Annotated in this window: 11 protein-coding genes; 6 read left to right on the top strand and 5 right to left on the bottom strand. The window is 71.8% G+C overall.

From position 1 onward, the window contains the following. Positions 1–25: 25 nt before the first annotated feature. The 4 genes from ACH5AC_RS12700 to ACH5AC_RS12685 all read right to left on the bottom strand — a co-directional run bounded on the left by ACH5AC_RS12700 (position 26) and on the right by ACH5AC_RS12685 (position 7,076). The gene (locus tag ACH5AC_RS12700; RefSeq protein WP_398861753.1) at positions 26–3,238 is read right to left on the bottom strand and encodes a WD40 repeat domain-containing protein; all 3,213 of its coding nucleotides are present in this window, start codon (positions 3,236–3,238) and stop codon (positions 26–28) included. 196 nt (positions 3,239–3,434) lie between these two features. Then, positions 3,435–4,604, bottom strand: coding sequence for a VWA-like domain-containing protein (locus ACH5AC_RS12695; RefSeq protein ID WP_398862202.1), 1,170 nt, complete (start codon positions 4,602–4,604; stop codon positions 3,435–3,437). A 257-nt stretch (positions 4,605–4,861) separates the two neighbouring features. Further along, positions 4,862–6,151, bottom strand: coding sequence for an AAA family ATPase (locus ACH5AC_RS12690; protein ID WP_398861752.1), 1,290 nt, complete (start codon positions 6,149–6,151; stop codon positions 4,862–4,864). A gap of 277 nt (positions 6,152–6,428) precedes the next feature. Further along, the gene (locus tag ACH5AC_RS12685) at positions 6,429–7,076 is read right to left on the bottom strand and encodes an ankyrin repeat domain-containing protein (RefSeq protein WP_398861751.1); all 648 of its coding nucleotides are present in this window, start codon (positions 7,074–7,076) and stop codon (positions 6,429–6,431) included. Positions 7,077–7,438: 362 nt separating this feature from the next. Here ACH5AC_RS12685 and ACH5AC_RS12680 point away from each other — a divergent pair, with 362 nt between their 5' ends. After that, complete coding sequence (locus ACH5AC_RS12680) at positions 7,439–8,782, top strand: alpha/beta fold hydrolase (protein ID WP_398861750.1); 1,344 nt, start codon at positions 7,439–7,441, stop codon at positions 8,780–8,782. 24 nt (positions 8,783–8,806) lie between these two features. Here ACH5AC_RS12680 and ACH5AC_RS12675 read toward each other — a convergent pair whose 3' ends face one another. Continuing rightward, on the bottom strand, positions 8,807–9,664 hold the full coding sequence (locus ACH5AC_RS12675) for a hypothetical protein (protein WP_398861749.1): 858 nt from the start codon (positions 9,662–9,664) through the stop codon (positions 8,807–8,809). Between the two features lie 411 nt (positions 9,665–10,075). Between ACH5AC_RS12675 and ACH5AC_RS12670 the strand changes: the two genes are divergently transcribed. From ACH5AC_RS12670 to ACH5AC_RS12650, 5 genes are all read left to right on the top strand, one after another. Further along, positions 10,076–11,884, top strand: coding sequence for a type VI immunity family protein (locus tag ACH5AC_RS12670; RefSeq protein WP_398861748.1), 1,809 nt, complete (start codon positions 10,076–10,078; stop codon positions 11,882–11,884). Next, the gene (locus tag ACH5AC_RS12665) at positions 11,778–12,149 is read left to right on the top strand and encodes a TPR end-of-group domain-containing protein (RefSeq protein ID WP_398862201.1); all 372 of its coding nucleotides are present in this window, start codon (positions 11,778–11,780) and stop codon (positions 12,147–12,149) included. Before ACH5AC_RS12670 ends, ACH5AC_RS12665 begins: the two co-directional genes overlap by 107 nt. A gap of 6 nt (positions 12,150–12,155) precedes the next feature. Further along, complete coding sequence (locus ACH5AC_RS12660; RefSeq protein ID WP_398861747.1) at positions 12,156–12,635, top strand: hypothetical protein; 480 nt, start codon at positions 12,156–12,158, stop codon at positions 12,633–12,635. Positions 12,636–12,637: 2 nt separating this feature from the next. Beyond that, complete coding sequence (locus tag ACH5AC_RS12655; protein WP_398861746.1) at positions 12,638–14,872, top strand: WD40 repeat domain-containing protein; 2,235 nt, start codon at positions 12,638–12,640, stop codon at positions 14,870–14,872. Positions 14,873–15,198: 326 nt separating this feature from the next. Beyond that, positions 15,199–17,043 (top strand): WD40 repeat domain-containing protein, encoded by a 1,845-nt coding sequence (locus ACH5AC_RS12650; protein WP_398861745.1) that lies wholly within the window; start codon positions 15,199–15,201, stop codon positions 17,041–17,043. Positions 17,044–17,096: the final 53 nt, after the last annotated feature.

Below are 17,096 nucleotides of genomic sequence, written 5' to 3'. Positions count from 1 at the left end.
GTGTCCTATGGGTCGGGATTCGGTTTCACGGCCTTGGGGTGAGGCGGGTGGTTTCGGGGCCGTGGGTGACGATGAGGTCGCCGTCGGGGGTGGGGGTGAGGGTGGTGATCGGGTGGGGGAAGGGGAGTGGGGGGCCGAGGGGGGTCGGGGTGGGGGTGGTGAGGTTCCAGGTGCGGAGGGTGGTGTCCGCGCTGCCGGTCACGGCTACGGGGGTGTCGCGGATCGTTGTGGTGGTGAGGGCGGTGATGGGCCGGGTGTGGCCGGTGAGCAGAGGGCTGCTGGGGGCACCGGTGTGGGGGTCGTACAGGCGCAGCCAGCGGCCCAGGGCGGTCAGGAGGGTCGGCCGGTCGGCGACAGACGTCAGATGGACCGCGTGGACGGTGCCGGGGCGGGTGCGGGCGGGGGTGAGCGGCTTCCTGGTGGTCAGGTCCCAGGTGTGGACGGTGCGGGCGCTGGTGGTGGTGATGGCGACGGGCCGGCCGTCGAGGTGGCCGGTGGTGACGGCGGTGACGGTGGCGGGGTGGGGCAGTCGGCGTGCGCGGCCGGTCTCGGGGTCGATGACACGCAGCCAGGTGTCCACGGCGGCGAGGACGACGGGCTTTCCCTTGACAGTGTGGGTGGCGAGTGCGAGGACAGCGCGGACGGTCGACTCCTCGTGGACGAGTCGGCCGGTGTCCAGGTCCCATATGCCGAGCCTGCGGCCGCTGCCGGTGACCACGGTGGGCTGCCCGTCCAGGTGGAGCGGCGTGATCGCCCGGACGGTTCCGGTGTGAGTGCCGCCGAGATCTTCACCGGCCTGGCCGCCGCTGCTGGTGGCGGTCGTGGTGCCGGGGCGGCTGTCTGGCACCGCCTCCGCCTCGCGCCTGTGGTCGGTCAGGGGTTTGCCGATCTGTTGGCGGGTGGTGAGGTCCCATACCCGTACCGTGTGATCTTCGCTGCCGGTGATGGCGACGGGCCGTCCGTCCACCATCGCCGTCGCCACCGCCTCTACCTTGCGGGTGTGGCCAATGAGGGGTTTGCCGATCTGCCGGCGGGTGGTCAGGTCCCACAGCCGTACCGTCTTGTCGTCGCTGCCGGTGACGGCGACGGGCCGTCCGTCCAGCACTGTTGTCGCCAGTGCCTCCACGCTGCCGGTGTGGCCGGTCAGGGGTTCGCCGGTCTGTTGGCGGGTGGTGAGGTCCCATACCCGTACCGACTTGTCCCAGCCGCCGGTGACGGCGACGGGCCTCCTGTCCACCACCGCGGTCGCCAACGCCTGCATCCCGTAGCTGTCGCCGGTCAGGAGTTCGCGGATCTGCCGCCCGGCGGTGAGGTCCCACACCCGCACCGTGCCCGCGCTGCTGATGACGGCGATGGGCCGCCCGCCCACCACCGCCGTCGCCAGACCACAGCCCCAATTGAAGTCGCTGTCGCCTTCCAGGGCTGGACCGGTTTGCTCACCGGTGGCCAGATCCCACACACGCACCAAGTTGTCCTCGCTGCGTGTGACGGCGATGGGACGGTCGTCGAGGTGGCCCGTGGTGACGGCGGTGACCTTCGCGGGGTGGGGTAGACGGCTTGCGCGGCCGGTCTCGGGGTCGATGACGCGCAGCCAGGTGTCCACGGCGGCGAGAATGACCGGTTTGCTGTCGACGGTGTGGGTGGCGAGGGCGCGGACAGCTCGTGGCGTGGACTGCTCCCGGATGAGCCGGCCGGTGGTGAGGTTCCAGATCCGGAGGGTGCGGCCGCTGCCGGTGACCGCGGTGGGCTGCCCGTCCAGAGAGAAGGTGGTGACGGCGCGGACGGGTCCGGTGTGGGCCCTGCCGAGGCCTTCACCGGCACCGTTGCCCCCGGCCGGGTCCCAGATCTTGATCTTGCGGTCCTCGCCACCCGTGAGGAGGAGGTCGCGTCCGCCGACGGTTGTCATGGTGGCCGCGTGCACCGTCTTGGTGTGAGCGGCGGCGGTGCCGTTCGCGGCGGGGGCGTCGGTGTGTACCTCGTCCAGCTCCCGCACCTGCAGAGGGCTCGCGGTGACGGCGACGGGCCGGCCGTCGACCATCGCTGTCGCCACCGCCCACACCGACTCGGTGTGGCCGGTCAGAGGCTCTCCGACCTGCCGGCCGGTGGCCAGGTCCCACACCCGCATCGTGGCATTGCGGTCGACGGTGACGGCGACGGGCCGCCCGTCCATCACCGCTGTCGCCACCGCCCCAACGCCGTTGGTGTGGCTGGTCAGGGGTTCGCCGATCTGTTGGCGGGTGGTGAGGTCCCATACCCGTACCGTGTGGTCTTCGCTGCCGGTGACGGCGACGGGCCGGCCGTCGACCACCGTCGTCGCCACCGCCCACACCGACTTGGTGTGGCCGGTCAGCGGTTCGCCGATCTGTCGGCGGGTGGTGAGGTCCCATACCCGTACCGTGTGGTTGTTGCTGTTGGTGACCGCGACGGGCCTGCCGTCCACCGTCGCTGTCGCCACCGCCTGTATCCAGTGGGCGCGGCCGGTCAGGGGTTCGCCGATCTGTCGGCGGGTGGAGAGATCCCATATCCGCACTGTTTCGTCGCTGTTGCTGCTGGTGACGGCGACGGGCCTGCCGTCCACCATCGCTGTCGCCACCGCACCCACCCCATATCGGCGTGGACCACCTTCATCCTGATGGCCGATGAGGGGTTCGCCGACCTGCCGGCCGGTGGTGAGGTCCCACACCCGTACCTTGTTGTCGTAGTGGCCGGTGACGGCGACGGGCCTGCCGTCGATCATCACTGTCGCCACCGCCCCGACGCCGCAGGTGTGGCCGACCAGGGGTGCGCCGGTCATCCGGCCGGTGAGCAGGTCGTACACCCGCAGGGAGCCGTCTCTGCTGCCGGTGACGGCGACGGGGCGGCCGTTCACGATCCCGGTCGCGACCTTGTCCCCCCGTGCTCCGCTGTCCTGGACGGGTTGGCGACGCTGGGGGCTGCTGGTCCACGTCGCGCGCCAGGCCGCCGTGTTGTCCGTGGCCGGCACGGAGGTGGGGCCGGGGATGCCGGTGCGGCGGGTGTGGAGGTCGAGGAGCCAGGGCAGGGCGGTGGGTCCGTGCCGCAGAGCGGTGCGGTACAGGTGCACCATCGCCCGGGCCGGGCGGCTGCGGGCGTGCGCGAACAGGGCGGTGACGTCGTCGGGGTGGGCGTTCAGCAGGAACGCGGGGTCGGTCAGCAGGGTGTCGGCGTCTTCGCGGGGCGCGGAGGTTTGCTGGGCGGTCGGGGTGGGCGTGTGCTGCATGACGGGCTCGTGTCCTTGGCGGTGGGCGGGTCGGTCAGGTGGGAGGTGGGAGGTGGGTCGGCGGGCAGGGGGTGGTGCCGGGCGCGGTTCGGGGCCGGGCGTCGTTCAGGGGACCGGTGCGTGCGGGGAGTTCGGAACCTGGCTGCGCCGGTGATGGATGTGCGGATGGTGTGGTGTGTGCCGTAGGTACCGCCCGTTACGGCGTGATGTGAACGGTTTCGATCCATGCCGGGGGCTGCGGCGGGTTGTCGCCGATGAGCCCGGCGACCAGCCGTGCGGTGGGCGGGTGTTCGGGCCAGGGGGTGTGGCCGTCGGTGAGGACGATGACGACGTTGGGGGACTGCGGGCCGGTGAGGGCGGCGTCGATGCCGACCCGCATGTCGGTGCCGCCACCGCCGAGCAGTTCCACCTGGCCGAGCGTGTGGACCTCCCGCGCGGTGTGGACGTCGGCGTCGCAGGACAGCACGCTGACGCGGTTGCCGCCCACCCCCACGGCGCGCAGTACTCCGGCGATCTCGGTGAGGGCGGCGGTGAGGTCGTCGTCGTTCATGGAGCCGGAGGTGTCGACGATCACGGCGACTCTGGGCAGGGGGCGGCGCAGGCCGGGCAGGACGACGCCGCGCAGGGCGGCGGAGCGGCGGGCGGGGCGGTTGTAGTGGTAGTCCAGGGCGCCCATGGCCCAGGCGCATGCCTCGCGGACCGCGCCGGTCAGGACGCGGCGCCAGTCGACGGTGGGTTCGAGGATCTGCTCGGCCCACCGTTTCCAGCCGGCCGGTACGGTGCCGCGGTTGCGTTCGTGCTGCCGGACGGCTTCGGCGGTCTGGCGGCGGATCGATTCGGCTTCGACGGGCGAGAGCGAGGGCGCGTCGGGGGTGTCGAGGTCCCAGGGCATGCGCCGGCCGTGGGCGCCGGATCCGCACTCGCAGGAGCAGGTGATCTTGGTGAGGGGTGGGAGGCGGCGCAGGTAGTCCTCGAACAGCAGGCCCTTGGGGAGGCGGAAGAGGTCGGGGGTGATGCTTCCGGCGGGCAGGGGCAGGCCGTCGGCGACGAGATCGTCGTTGATCTCGCAGTCCTGGGCGATGTTGGCCAGCTCGTGCCCGCGTTGCTGGGCGGTGTCCAGGCGCTCGTAGCGGCCGTGGTGGTCGCGCAGCAGATGCGCGACCTCGTGGATCCACACGGCGGCCAGTTCCTCCACGGGGGTGGCGTCGACGAAGGCGGGGTTGACGTAGCAGCGCCAGTGCGGGTCGACGGCCATGGTGGGTACGTCGGTGGAGGGGACGACGGTCAGCGCGTACAGGGCGGTGGCCAGATAGGGGCGGTGTCCCGCCGCGCGCAGCCGCGCGGCCAGCAGCCGGGTGCGGTCCAGTCGCGCTGTCCCGCCTGCCGCTCTGCGGGGGTCGGCGGGCGGGTCGGTGGGCGCGTCCGGGTCCGCGTCCTGCCGGTCGGCGGGCGACGCGGTATGCGGGTCCGGGCGGGCGTCCCCTGGTCCCGGGGGGATGTCCCCTGGTCCTGGGCGGACGCCCCCCGGTCCCGGACCGGTGCTCTGGGCGGGAGGTGAGCCGATGCGCTGCGGGACGGCGTCCGCCGGGGCGGCGGCAGGGGAGCGGGAGGGAGCCACGCCGCTCACCGCCCCGCAGCGGTGAGGAGACCGGAGGCCTGTAGTACGTCGACGAAGGCGCCGACCACCGCGGGGACGGGCCAGTCGGTGTCCCGCAGCGCCGCCAGGTCGTACGCGGCCCGCGCCGCGACATCCGGTACGCCCGCGTCCACGGCCTTGGCCAGTACCTCCCAGCCGGCCTCCCACCGCTGCCGGGTGGTGGAGCTCTGCACGGCGGCTACCACGGCGGTCAGGAACGCCAGCTGCCGATCGCCCCGCTCGGGCAGGCTGAACGCCGCGGGGTCGGCCAGCACCTGGTCCGGGTCGGGAAGGTCCAGTTCCTCCACGTAGGAAAGGAGTTCCACACCCGGGCCGTCACCGACCGCGCCGACCAGCGCGGACGCTAGTGCCTCACGCCCGGCCTGCGCGGCGTAGCCGAACGCCAGCAGCCGCAGCGCCATCTCCCAGGTCCGCGGCGAGGGCCAGGCCCCGCCGCGCGCCTCGGCGTCCGCGGGCAGGCGGTGTATCAGGCCGGGGCGTGCGGTGAGGAACCCGGAGATCACCCCTCGGGCCCGGGCGACGGCGGAGGGCATGCGCTCCGCCCGTACGGCGGGGACCGGGATCCGCGGCCAGGTCCCCGCGAAACCGCGGGCCACCACCCGCGGATCGTGCGTCCAGCGCAGATGGACGAACCGGTTGGCCAGCGGCGGGCTCAGATGCCAGCCGTCGGCGGCACTGGAGGGCGGATTGGCCGCCGCCACCACCCGGACACTCGCGGGCAGCGCCAGGCTGCCGACCCGGCGCTCCAGCACCACCCGCAGCAACGCGGCCTGCACCGCGGGCGGCGCGGAGGACAACTCGTCGAAGAACAACACCCCCCGGCCCCGCTCGGCCAGCCGTACCGCCCAGTCCGGCGGGGCCATGGGCACACCCCGTACCGCCGGATCGTCGCCCACCACCGGCAGGCCCGCGAAGTCCGACGGCTCGTGCACACTGGCGATCACCGTCTCCAGAGCCGTGTCCAGTCCGGCGGCGAGCTGCTGGAGCGCCGCCGTCTTGCCGATGCCCGGCTCACCCCACAGCAGCACCGGCAGGTTCGCCGCGACAGCCAGCGCCAGCGCCTCCAGCTGGGCATCGGCAGCCGGCTCCGTCCGCGTCTGGCCCAGCTGCCGTACCAGCTCGTCGGCCACCGCCAGCCGGTCCCCGCCGGCGCCCGCCTCCGCGCCCTGCGCCGCCCGCGCGGCACCGCGTGGTTTCGCGGTGCCGCCCGAAGGACCGGCCTGAGTCTGCGCGGTGGTCGTCACGGTGGTGGTCATACGCTCTGCTCCTGGGTGGTTCTGTCCCCGGGCGCGGCCGATCGCCGCGCGGGGCTGTGACAAGGGCCTGCGAGTGGCCGTACGAGACGTCCGGCAGCGGCTACGGGTTCCGGCTGGGGGCCTCCGGCTGAGGCTTCCGTCTGGGGCTTCCGGCCGGGGCGGTACCGTCCCCGGCCATAGAGGGCAGCACGGCGGCTGTGACGGAGCCGACGCCCGCCGCCCGGCCGACGGGCACGTTTCCCCGCTCCGGCGCCCCGGCTCCTGCCGCCCGGCGTGGTCACGCGGCCGCGAGCGACCGTTCCGTCATGAGGTCGTCGAGCTGCTCGACGAGAAAATCGAGATCCTGTCGGTGGTCCTCCAGCCAGACGAACAACTCGCCCGCGAAGACCGTCGGATCCGCCCCGGAGTCCGCCAGCGCCCGCACCAGTTCCGGCGAACCGCCCTCGCACACCACGCTCCGCAGCACACTGTGCCCCTCGCCGTCGGTGGCGTTGACATCCGCCCCCGCCTTCAGCAACCGGTCGAGCAGAACCGTGTGGTCCAGCACCGCCAGCAGATGCAGCAGTGTCTTCCCGGTCCCGGCCTCCGGCACTACAACATCCCAACCCGCGTCCAGCAGGGCCGTGACAGCCGCGGTGTCTCCCGCCCGGGCCGCGCCGAAGAGCCGCCGCCGCTGCGCCTCCAGCTCCTCGGGCACCGACTCGCCCCCGTACCAGGCACGCAGCACCGCGAAGCACGCCGACAACTCACCGCCCAGCGCCCTGACGACCTCCTCGCGCTCCTCCTCGCCGGGCCCGTGGTCGCACGTACGCAACCGGCCGTCCCGCATCACGAGTTCATGCTCCGCGCCCTGGCAGCGTATGCGGACCGGTTCCGGTGCAACCGGTACCGCGGATCGCCCGGCGCGCTCGGTCGCCTCGGTCATCGCAACTCCTCATCACGTCACGTCACTTCACCACTGCACGAAGGGATGTCAGCGGCTCTTGCCGATGCCCCCGGCGGAGCCCGGGACCGGCCGACCGCGCATGCGCCCGCGCCCATGCCTGCACCCGGACCACACTCCGGGCCGCCGACTGGGGGCCCCAGACACAACCGGCACTGTAGCCACGCCCACTGACACCCACTCCGCCCGTCGGCCGTACTCAGGGGAGGTCCGTAGCCGATTACGCAGTTCTACGGAATCCGAGGCCACGCGGGCACCTGGTCGGTCATATCCGTCCCCACGTCGATGTCCCCGATCGGAAAAGGAGTTGTCCGGCCGCCGTACCGCCCCCACACTCCGGAGCCATGAAGCCCCGTGCCGCATCAGGTGTCGTACACGGTGAGGTCCGTCTCGCGTACCGCGACTACGGCGGAGACGGCACCCCCGTCCTGCTGTTGCACGGACTCGCGGGCCACATGGGGGAGTGGGACGCCCTCGCCGAGCTGCTGCTGCCGCGCCACCGGGTCATCGCGTACGACGCCCGCGCGCACGGCGCGAGCGAGCGGCAGCCGACGGACGTCTCACGAGCGGCGTACGTACGCGATGTGGTCGCCGTCATCGGGCAACTGCTCCCGGACAGCGGCCCGGTGGTCCTCGTCGGGCAGTCCCTGGGCGGTCACACCGCGATGCTCACCGCCGCCGCCCACCCCGGACTGGTCCGCGCCCTGATCCTGATCGAGGCCGGCCCCGACGGTCCCGTACCGGACCTTCCCGGGCACATAGGGCAGTGGCTCTCCTCCTGGCCCGTTCCCTTCGAGTCCCCTTCCGCCGCGGCGCGGTTCTTCGGCGGCAGCCCGGCCGCCGCCCACGCCTGGGCCTCCGGCCTCGAACCTCGCGACGACGGCCTCCACCCCCGTTTCGACCCCGCCCTGATGACCGCTTCCGTCGCCGAACTCGCCCACCGCAACTACTGGCGGAAGTGGGACGACGTGATCTGCCCCGCCCTCGTCGTGCGCGGCGACGACGGGGACATGTGTCCCGAGGAGGCCACCTCGATGGCGAGCCGCCGTCCCGGGGACACCACGCTCCGTGTCGTCCGGGGCGCGGGCCACGATGTGCATCTCGACCGGCCGGAGCTGCTGCACGAGGTGATCGACGGCTTTCTGACGCCGCGGAGTTACCGGTACGTCGGTCCCGCCGCCCTCCTGGCCGCCGCCCTCCAGGCGGGTGGTGGGGGCGCCCGTACGATTCGCTCACCGGCCGACTTCGACGCCTGGGTCCGCGAACAGCCCGCCTCCGAACTCGACGAGCCCTTCACCTTCGTGGTCGACATGGAAGGGTTCCTGCGGCTGGCGCCGCGCCGCAGCGAACATGTGGTGTGCGCCGGCGGTGGCCGGGTCCTGGGCGCGGGCGAAGTCGCCTTCACGCGCGCCGCCGGTGTCTGGATGCCCCGTTTCGTCAGCAACCAGTCGACCGGCTACTGCCCCGACGGCATGTCCTGGCTGCCGGTCGCCGCGGCGCTGCGCCGCGCGGGAGTCGCCGCCTACTCCGACGGCTTCCACCACGAGGTCGTGTTCCGGCGCTGCGAACGATGCCAGGAGCACAACATCGTGCGCGAGGACGACTTCGTGTGCGTCTTCTGCGGCGCGGAGCTGCCCGAGACCTGGAATGTGGACGCCGGTGATCCCATGGCCCCGCCGGGGGCCTGAAATCACACAGGCGAATGCACTCGCTCAGTGATCCTCTGCCCCGGCGTCCGACCGGAAGACCGGCAGGCCCTCGTGCAGCCTGGCCAGGAGCAGCTCACTGCTCAGCATCTCCTCGTCCTCGTCCTCGTCCTCGTCCTCGTCCTCGTCCGCGGCGAACACCTCGTCCACCAGCAGCTCGCGCAGCTGCTCCTGGACGCCCTCGCCGTATCCCTGCTGGAAGTCGAGCGTGTCGAAGTAGAGCTCCGCCTGGACATCTGAGGCGATCGTCTCGTGTTCGTCCTCGATGACCAGGCGGGCTCGGATGACGCCCGTCTGGAGGGTGTGGTCGTTGTAACTGCCGTACACCACCTCGGCGTCGACGTCGCCACGGATGGACATCTCACCGTCGGTGAACACCCCGCGGGCCCGCACGCCGCCGTGGACGGCCACCACCGACTTGGGGGCGCAGTCGGTCAGCACCCCCTCGACCGTCAGCGAGCCGGTGACCACGAAGGGGGCCATCACGCCCAGGTGGCCCTTCACCACCAGGTCCCCGTGGTGGAAGAACGGCTCCCGCACCAGGCAGTCACCGTCCACGACCCGGGTCGTACCGCTCTCCCCGAGAGCCCTGGCACAGAGTACGGGCAGCGACGGCACCTGTTCGTGGTTGTAGCCGTCGGCCAGCTCGGCAAGGAGCTCCTGGTAGCTGCCGAAGTCCGGCGCCACCAGCTCGGTGATCCAGCGGAACTCGGTGATCCAGCCGCCGTCGTCCGGGACACCGGCGGCCTCGCGCACCTGGGCCCGCTCGGCCCGTATCGCTGCGGCGACCTCCCGGATCGCGGCCATGTCGATGGGCAGTTGCTCCCCGGCACCGAGGGGAGTCCAGTTCGTGGCATCGTTCATGCCGGAAATGTAGGGCGTACCTCTGACAACGCCCCGACCAAACACCCCGAGCAGGTCGAGGTTCCGTATGACATTGGGTAGTTCCACGGATGCCCATGCCGCACGGCATGGGCCAGGCTCTACCCTGAGCCACCGTACGACCCGGACCGGGACCCCCTCGCGGCGCACTTCGCCGACGAGGCCGCGGAGAGACCACGGACGGCGGCCCTCTGCGGCGAATCCGCCCTGAAAAGCCACAAGGAAACAGCGAACGTGATCGGAACCGATCTACTGAGGAACGCTCCCGGTGAGGAGGCCGGCGCCGCGCTCACCCGGCCGAAGGCGCACGAGACGACTGGCCGGAGGCCGTGATGATCGAGATGACGGTCTCCCGCATCCTGGCCGCGCTGGCAGAGAAAGCGGAACGTGAGGGTGACGAGCCGGCCTCGGCGCCGCGCCCGCCCGGCGTCGGCGTCCGCCCTCGCCGAGGCCCAGCGGATCCGGGACGGTGGTCTCCCGCCGGAGTACCTGGAGTTCCTGCGTCTGCACGACGGCTGGCAGGGCTTCCCCTGGGGCATCACCCTCTTCGGCACCGCAGAGCTGATCGACGCGGACGGGGCGTACCCGTACCACGAGGAGACGCTGGAGGACTGCGAAGCCCCCGAGGAACTGCGCGACGCCCTCGTCATCGGCGCCTGCGACAACGACCCCTTGCTGGTGCTGCTGCTTGACAGCGGCGAGGTCGTCGACTTCCTGTACGAGGAGGAGGGCCGCTACCCCGACTTCGGGGCGTATCTGGCCGGCAGGCTCGAAGCCGTGCAGGAGTATCTGGACCAGTTGCTGGCGTACGAGGACGCCGCCCGTACCGACTGGACCCCGGCGCACCGCGCTGCCAAGGATGCCCGGCTCCTCGACGAGCTGCGCCGCACGCCGAACAGCGGGCCTGCGGCCCCGGTTGCCACGACGCCGCCGGCGCACGACCCGATGCCACCTGCCGTCGAGCCGGGCGACCTGGTGGTGGGCAAGAAGAAGTCCAAGGCGTCGGTGATGCTCAGTCTGGTGCTCTACCTCGGCGCGTATCCGTCACCGGACGAGGTCGTCGGCTGTTTCCGCGCGTTCCGCCGGCATTTCCCCATCGACGGCACCATGGCCTGGGCCGTGCCGAGCGCGTTCGGCGGTTTCCCGGAGGACGCCGAGCACCCCGACGACGAGTCATGGGTGCGGGACCTGCGGGTCGATGTCGGCGGGCACTTCGGCATCCGAGTCTCGATCAAGGCCAAGGCCAAGGCGAAGGGTAAGAGCGAGGGCAAGGGCAGGGCGAAGGGCAGGGCCGGGCGCAACTACACGCTCAACGTCCGCGGCATACCGCCCACGGACGAGGACGCCAGGCCGCGGGCCTCGTTCTGCGAGGTCATCGTCCCCGCCGACGAGGACCCCGAACGGCTCGCGCGGCTGGCCCACGAACTCGCCGCGCTGCTGCCGGTCCGGTCGGGCCACGGCGGATACAGCGCCTACGTCTTCGACCCCGACGCCGCCAAGGACCCGTACCAGCGCGTCTTCTCCTGGTGCCGGCGCTTCTTCGCCCTCGACGTCGGATACGGCGACGGCTGGCTCGAAGCCGCGACCGAGCGCGTCGTCGGCGCCGGATGGCTGACCGTCCTCGGCCCGGCCTTCGCCACGTACCTCGCCGGCCACGCACCGCCGGACTTCACCACCCCCGGCATCACCGTGACCCCCTCACCAGGGGGCGGGACCGTCATCCGTGCGGGCGAGCGCCCCACCCTCGGCGATGTGTCCCGCGGAGAGTTCCCCGTCGCCCTGGCCGAGGTCGACCGGTACCTGCTGCCGCTGAAGACCGGTGGCTGGCACCATACGTCGACCTTGTTCACGGCGGGTCTGGCCTGGCAGCTGACCGCCGACGAGCTCCCCGGCGGCTTCCGCGACCACCGCGCGACAGCGGCATGGCTGACCCGCCTCGTCGACCCGCAGCGCTTCCTCGGCCCCACCGCACGCGAACGCGGTGAGGAACTCCTCGAACAGCTCAGCCGACTTCACGGGGGCGACTGGGACGCTCAGTGGCGCGCCGATCCCGACAGCTTCACCTGGCTCCTGGGGTTGCTCACCAACGCCGCCGATCCCACCGGCGGAGAGCATCACCGCCCTGGAGTTCGTCACCGCCTTCCCCGACGACGCGCCCGCCCAGGCGTACAACCGGCTGCTCCACGCCTGTCTGCTGCATGACGCCCTCGCCCGTGCGGAGGCTCTGCTGCCGGCCGCCCTCGACCATGCCCCGCGCGCGCCGTACATCTTCCACAACGCCGCATGTGTCGCGGCCCGGGCCGGCGACCACGGGCGGGCACTGGAGTTCATACGTGCCGCCAAGCAGCACGGCTACACCGACTTCGCCTCGATGCACGACGACGAGGACCTGCGCGATCTGCACGGCAACCCCGAGTTCACCGCGCTCTTTGCTGATCGAACGTCTGGAACGTCGGAAAGGAAGTAGGAGCCCGTGTCCATGTGGCTGGAACTCGCCAAGATCGAACCTTCGCTGCTGACGGAGGTGCGCGAGAAGCCCGAACTGATCCACGCTCTCTTCTTCCAGAAGGACGACCCCGCACCGCTCCCTCAGGGCTTTCGCCCGGGGCCGGACTCCTATGGGGAGGACTACCGCAATTTTGTTGCCACCGCCGAAGCCCCTGCGGAGACCGAGGAGGGCACCACGGAGTGGGGGCTGGCCAGGGCGACCGGCCACGGCTGCGAGGTCATCGACGGGTACGACGAGTTCTGCTACGGACCCGCCTTCGTTCTCACCCCCGGCGAGGTCCGGCAGGTCGCGAAGGGGCTGGTCGCGGAAGGCTGGGACGCCGACGAAGCGGCCGACCGGGACGAGGAGGACGAGGACGGCGAGGTCGACGAGTTCGAGGACTTGGGCGCGTTCTTCGCGGCCGCCGCCGCCGAGGGCAGAGCCGTGATCGGCGGGGTGAACTGATCGTGGGTGTGCGTGACGGCGGTTCGGGCACCGGTCCGGTTGGGGAGGGCGCCTGGTGGACGGATCCGGCATTGCTGGTGCACGGGGACTTCGAGCGGGTGCGGGCGCTGCTGGAGGCGGTGCCGGGCGTTCGGGCTCGCTCGGTGGCGGCGGTGTACCGTGCCTCGGCACATCTGCACCGGGGCGCCACGCCCGTGGTGCGTCGGCACGTGCTGGCGTTGGACGCCGCCCGGTACGGCGACCGGGAGCTGGCCGCCCGGATCTCCGCCGTACCTGTGGACGGAGGGAATCACGCACGGTGGGCGGTGGAGTGGGCCACCGCAGGAAGGGTCGATTGCCGGTTCCGGTACGCCCTGAGCGGCTGGACGGTGCCGTCTGTGGCGACAGCCGTGGTGGACGGCCGTACCGTCGCCGTGGCTCCCACGTGGCGCGGTGGCGACGGCAGGGCACTGCGGGTGTGGGACGTGGCGACCGGCGAGCTGGTCGGTGAACCCCTTACCGGCCACGACGCCACGGTGCGGACGGTGGCGACGGGGATTCTGAACGGGCGCCCCGTCGCCGTCACCGGAGGCGAGGACGGAACAGCCCGGGTGTGGGACCTCACCGGCCGTCAGCAGATCGGTGAGCCCCTGACCGGCCACGACGGCTGGGTGCTGGACGTATCGACCGTTGTGGTGGAGGGCCGCCTCGTGGCCGTCACCGGTGGCAGCGACGGAACGGCCCGTGTGTGGGACCTCGGCACCGGACGGCAGATCGGCGAGCCCTTGGCCCGCCACGACTTCTGGGTGCAGTCGGTGGCGACCGTTGTGGTGGACGGCCGCCCCGTCGCCGTCACCGGCAGCGGGGCCACGGTCCGGGTGTGGGGCCTCGACACCGGGAAGCAGCGCTGCGCCCCGCTGACCGGCCACACCGAACAGGTGCTGGCGGTGGCGACGGCCGTGGTGGACGGCAGGCCGCTCGCCGTGACCGGGGGCGACTACGACGCGACGGTGAGGGTGTGGGACCTCGGCACCGGCAAACCGGTCGGTGACCCGCTGACCGGCCACTCCCACAGGGTGTCGGCCGTCGCGACAACCGTTTGGGGCGGCAGGCCCGTTGCCGTTACCGGCGGCGGCGACAACACAGCCCGGGTGTGGGATCTGAGTACGGGTGAGCAGGTCGGTGACCCGCTGACCGGCCATACCGACCAGGTGGGCTGCCTGGCGGTGGCGGAGGTGGACGGCGCCCCCGTCGTGGTCACCGCCGCTGAGGCCGCCGGAACCGACCACACCGTACGCGTGTGGGACCTGACGGAACGCCGGCACATCGTCGAACCACCGGCCGGCCACGGCGACACCGTGGTCGCGGTGGCGACAGCGGACGTGGGCGGGCGGTCCGTCGCCGTCACCGGAAGCGCCGACGGAACGGCCCGCGTGTGGGACCTCGCCACAGGTGAGACCGTCGGCGCCCCCCTCACCGCCCATACCCGTGAGGTGCTCCACGTGGCGGCGGGAACGGTGGACGGCCGCCCGGTCGCGGTCACGGGGAGCTATGACCACCACGCCGTACGTGTGTGGGACGTGGCCACGGGCGCGCCCGTCGGCGAACCACTGGGCAATCCGGACGGACTGATGCTCGCGCGGGCGATGGGAACGGTGAACGGCCGCCTCGTGGCCGTCGCCAGCGACGGCTACCGCCGCACCAAGCGCATGCAGATATGGGATCTGGCCACAGGCGAGTCGGTCGGCCGGTTCAGCCGCGGCTACGCCGACAAGGTGACCGCGGTGGCGGTGGGGATGCTGGACGGCCGACCGGTCGGTGTCACCGGCAGCGACGACAGGACGGTGCGGGTGTGGGACGCGACGACGGGGCGGCAGATCGGTGAGCCCCTGGCCGGCATCACCTGCCCGGTACGGGCATTGGCCACGGGAGTGGTGGGAGGCCGCACGATCGTGGTGGTCGGCAGCGACGACCGGACGGCGCGGATGGCGGATATGGGCACCGGCCGACAGATCGGTGAGCCTTTGCGCGGCCATACGGACGGGGTGTGCACGGTGGCGCTGGGCACGGTGGACGGCCGCCCGGTCACCGTCACCGGGAGCTGGGACGCCACGGTGCGGGTGTGGGACGCGGTCACGGGCGAACAGATCGGCGAGGAGCTCGTCTTCCCCGCGATGGTGAACACGGTCGCGGTGGCGCCGGACGGGCGTCTGGCCGTCGCATTCGGCACGGAACTCGCCGTCCTGACCTTTCGATGACCTCTGCTCTCGATCCCTGAGGGGCCGCTCGATGAAGGCGCGCCTACGCAGGAACAGCACCTGGAGGAACGGCACCTGGCTGGGAGGCTCGGCCCGTACGGTGCGTTCCGCGTCGCGGTGGTGGGCGCACAGCGCGGTCGGCAGGTCGGCTCCGACGTGGGTGAATGCTCGTCCAGCAGTCTTGTGGGGTCCTCTCCGATCAAGGGCGGGACGGCGCCGCGGCCGAGCGCGGTGGTTACGTAGAACCACGCAACTGACCACGGAGGTTCGCTGCGGGGTGTCTGTGTGCGTCGTGGATGTCGGTGGGCAGGGCTATCGTCCCGGCCATGTCTGATGATCTTCGGGTTGGTGGGCGGGGCGGCGAGCCGGCCCTGGCGGATGAGCGGTTGACGGATCCGGCGTTTCTGGTGACTGCGGATCCGGAAGAGGTGATGGCGCTGACCGCTGTGGCCGCGGGGCCGGCGGCGCGGTTGGCGGTGGCGGTGTACCGGGCGTCGGCACGCGCCCACCACGACGCCGACGCCGCAACTCGTCGGCAGATCCTGGCGGTGGATGCGGCCCGCTTCGGTGACCGGGACCTGTCCGAGCGCATCGCCGCTGTCGAGGTACCGGATGCGCCGGCCGTGCGGTGGCGGGTGGAGTGGGCCACCGGCCAGGAAGTCCACCCCGGATTCCTTGGCTTCCTCGACGACTCCGACGGCGGCTGGCCGCGGCCGGTGGTGGCCGTCGACGGCCGACCTGCCGTGATCACCCTCGACGACAGCACGATGGTGTTTCGCGACCTGGCCACCGGCGAGGTGGTTGGCCAGGCGCCGGTCACCAGCTCCGCGGCCGACGAGGAAGAGACGACCGCGGTGGTCGACGGCCGGCCGGTCACGGTCAGTTATGCCGGTCCTGACGGACCGCGGGTCCTCGACCCTTCCACGGGCCAACTGCTTGGCGTACTGCCACGCGGTGACAACTCCCAGGTGACGGGCCACGTGGAGTCGGTCACGATCGAAGGCAGGCCCCACGCCGTCGCCGGTGACGGGGAGAGTGTGGCGGTCTGGGACCTGACCACCCGGGAAGTGGTCTGTGAGATGGAGCCTGACGACGGCGACGATTTGCTGTCGTGGGTGGTTGTGGCGGTCGACGGACGACCTCACGTGGTCACCGGCAGCTACGAGGGCAGGGTCGAAGTGTGGGATGCCGCCACCGGCGAACGAATCGATGGTGACGAGGGGGACGACCGTTCTCTGGAGTTGATGGCGGCCGTGACCATCGACGGACGGCCACACGTGCTCACCATCGGTTGTGACGAGTACGTGGGGAATCCGCTGCACACCGCCAACGTGTGGAGCGTCGACCCGCTGCAGTGCACCGACTGGCTCCCCGATATCTACCCCGGGGAGAACTTGAAGACGGCGGCCCTGGGAGACTGCTGTCTTGTCACCGACGGAAACCGGGTGTGGGAGTTGTCCGGCGACGCCGGTGTCGGCCATCGGGCCCTGGGCCACGCGGGGGCGGTGACCGCAGCGGCGACGACGGTGCTCGACGGACGGCCGGTGGCCATCACCGGCGGCGAGGACGAGACGCTGGAGATACGGGACCTTGCCACCGGCCGGCTCGCGGGGTCGACCATGTCCGCCGACAAATGGGTGGGCGAGTACGACGGCGTGACAAAGGTGCGGACCGCAGTGGTCGACGGCCATCCCTACGCCGTGACGGAACACGACGGACCGGCAGTGCGGGTCTGGGATCTGGCCACCCGCTTGGAACTCACCGGCAACGACCGTCCCGCGGAGATCATCGAGTCGATGACCGATGGCGACCGGTTGGTGCCGGCGGAAGTGTTGCTGCTGGCCAACGGTCGTACCTACATGGTGACGGTCGGTCCTGACAGCGACTCCGCCGTCCGGTTCCGGGCCCCGGACACCGGCCAGGAGATCGACGACACCCCGTTCGGCCCGGCCCACGAGATGACCGCGTTCGCCACCGGTACGGTCGGCGGCCGCCCGGTCGCCGTGGTCGCCACCCGGCGACGGGTACGGGTGTGGGACGTGGCCGGCGACCCGGCCACCGTCATCGACGAACTCGTTTTCCCGCACGCCGCCAATGCAGTGGCCATCACCCCGGAGGGCGGGATCCTGGTCGGTTTCGGGAACGAGGTCGCCATGCTGTCCCGCCGCTGACGTCCGCGGCTCCGTGAGCCGTCGCCGCGGCATGCCGGATCACTGGCCGACCG

Origin of the sequence: Streptomyces sp. NPDC018693, from assembly GCF_044391385.1 — a bacterium.
Lineage (GTDB): Bacteria > Actinomycetota > Actinomycetes > Streptomycetales > Streptomycetaceae > Streptomyces.
The sequence above is the reverse complement of the archived record's forward strand: the minus strand, read 5'-3'. Positions and strand labels throughout refer to the sequence as shown.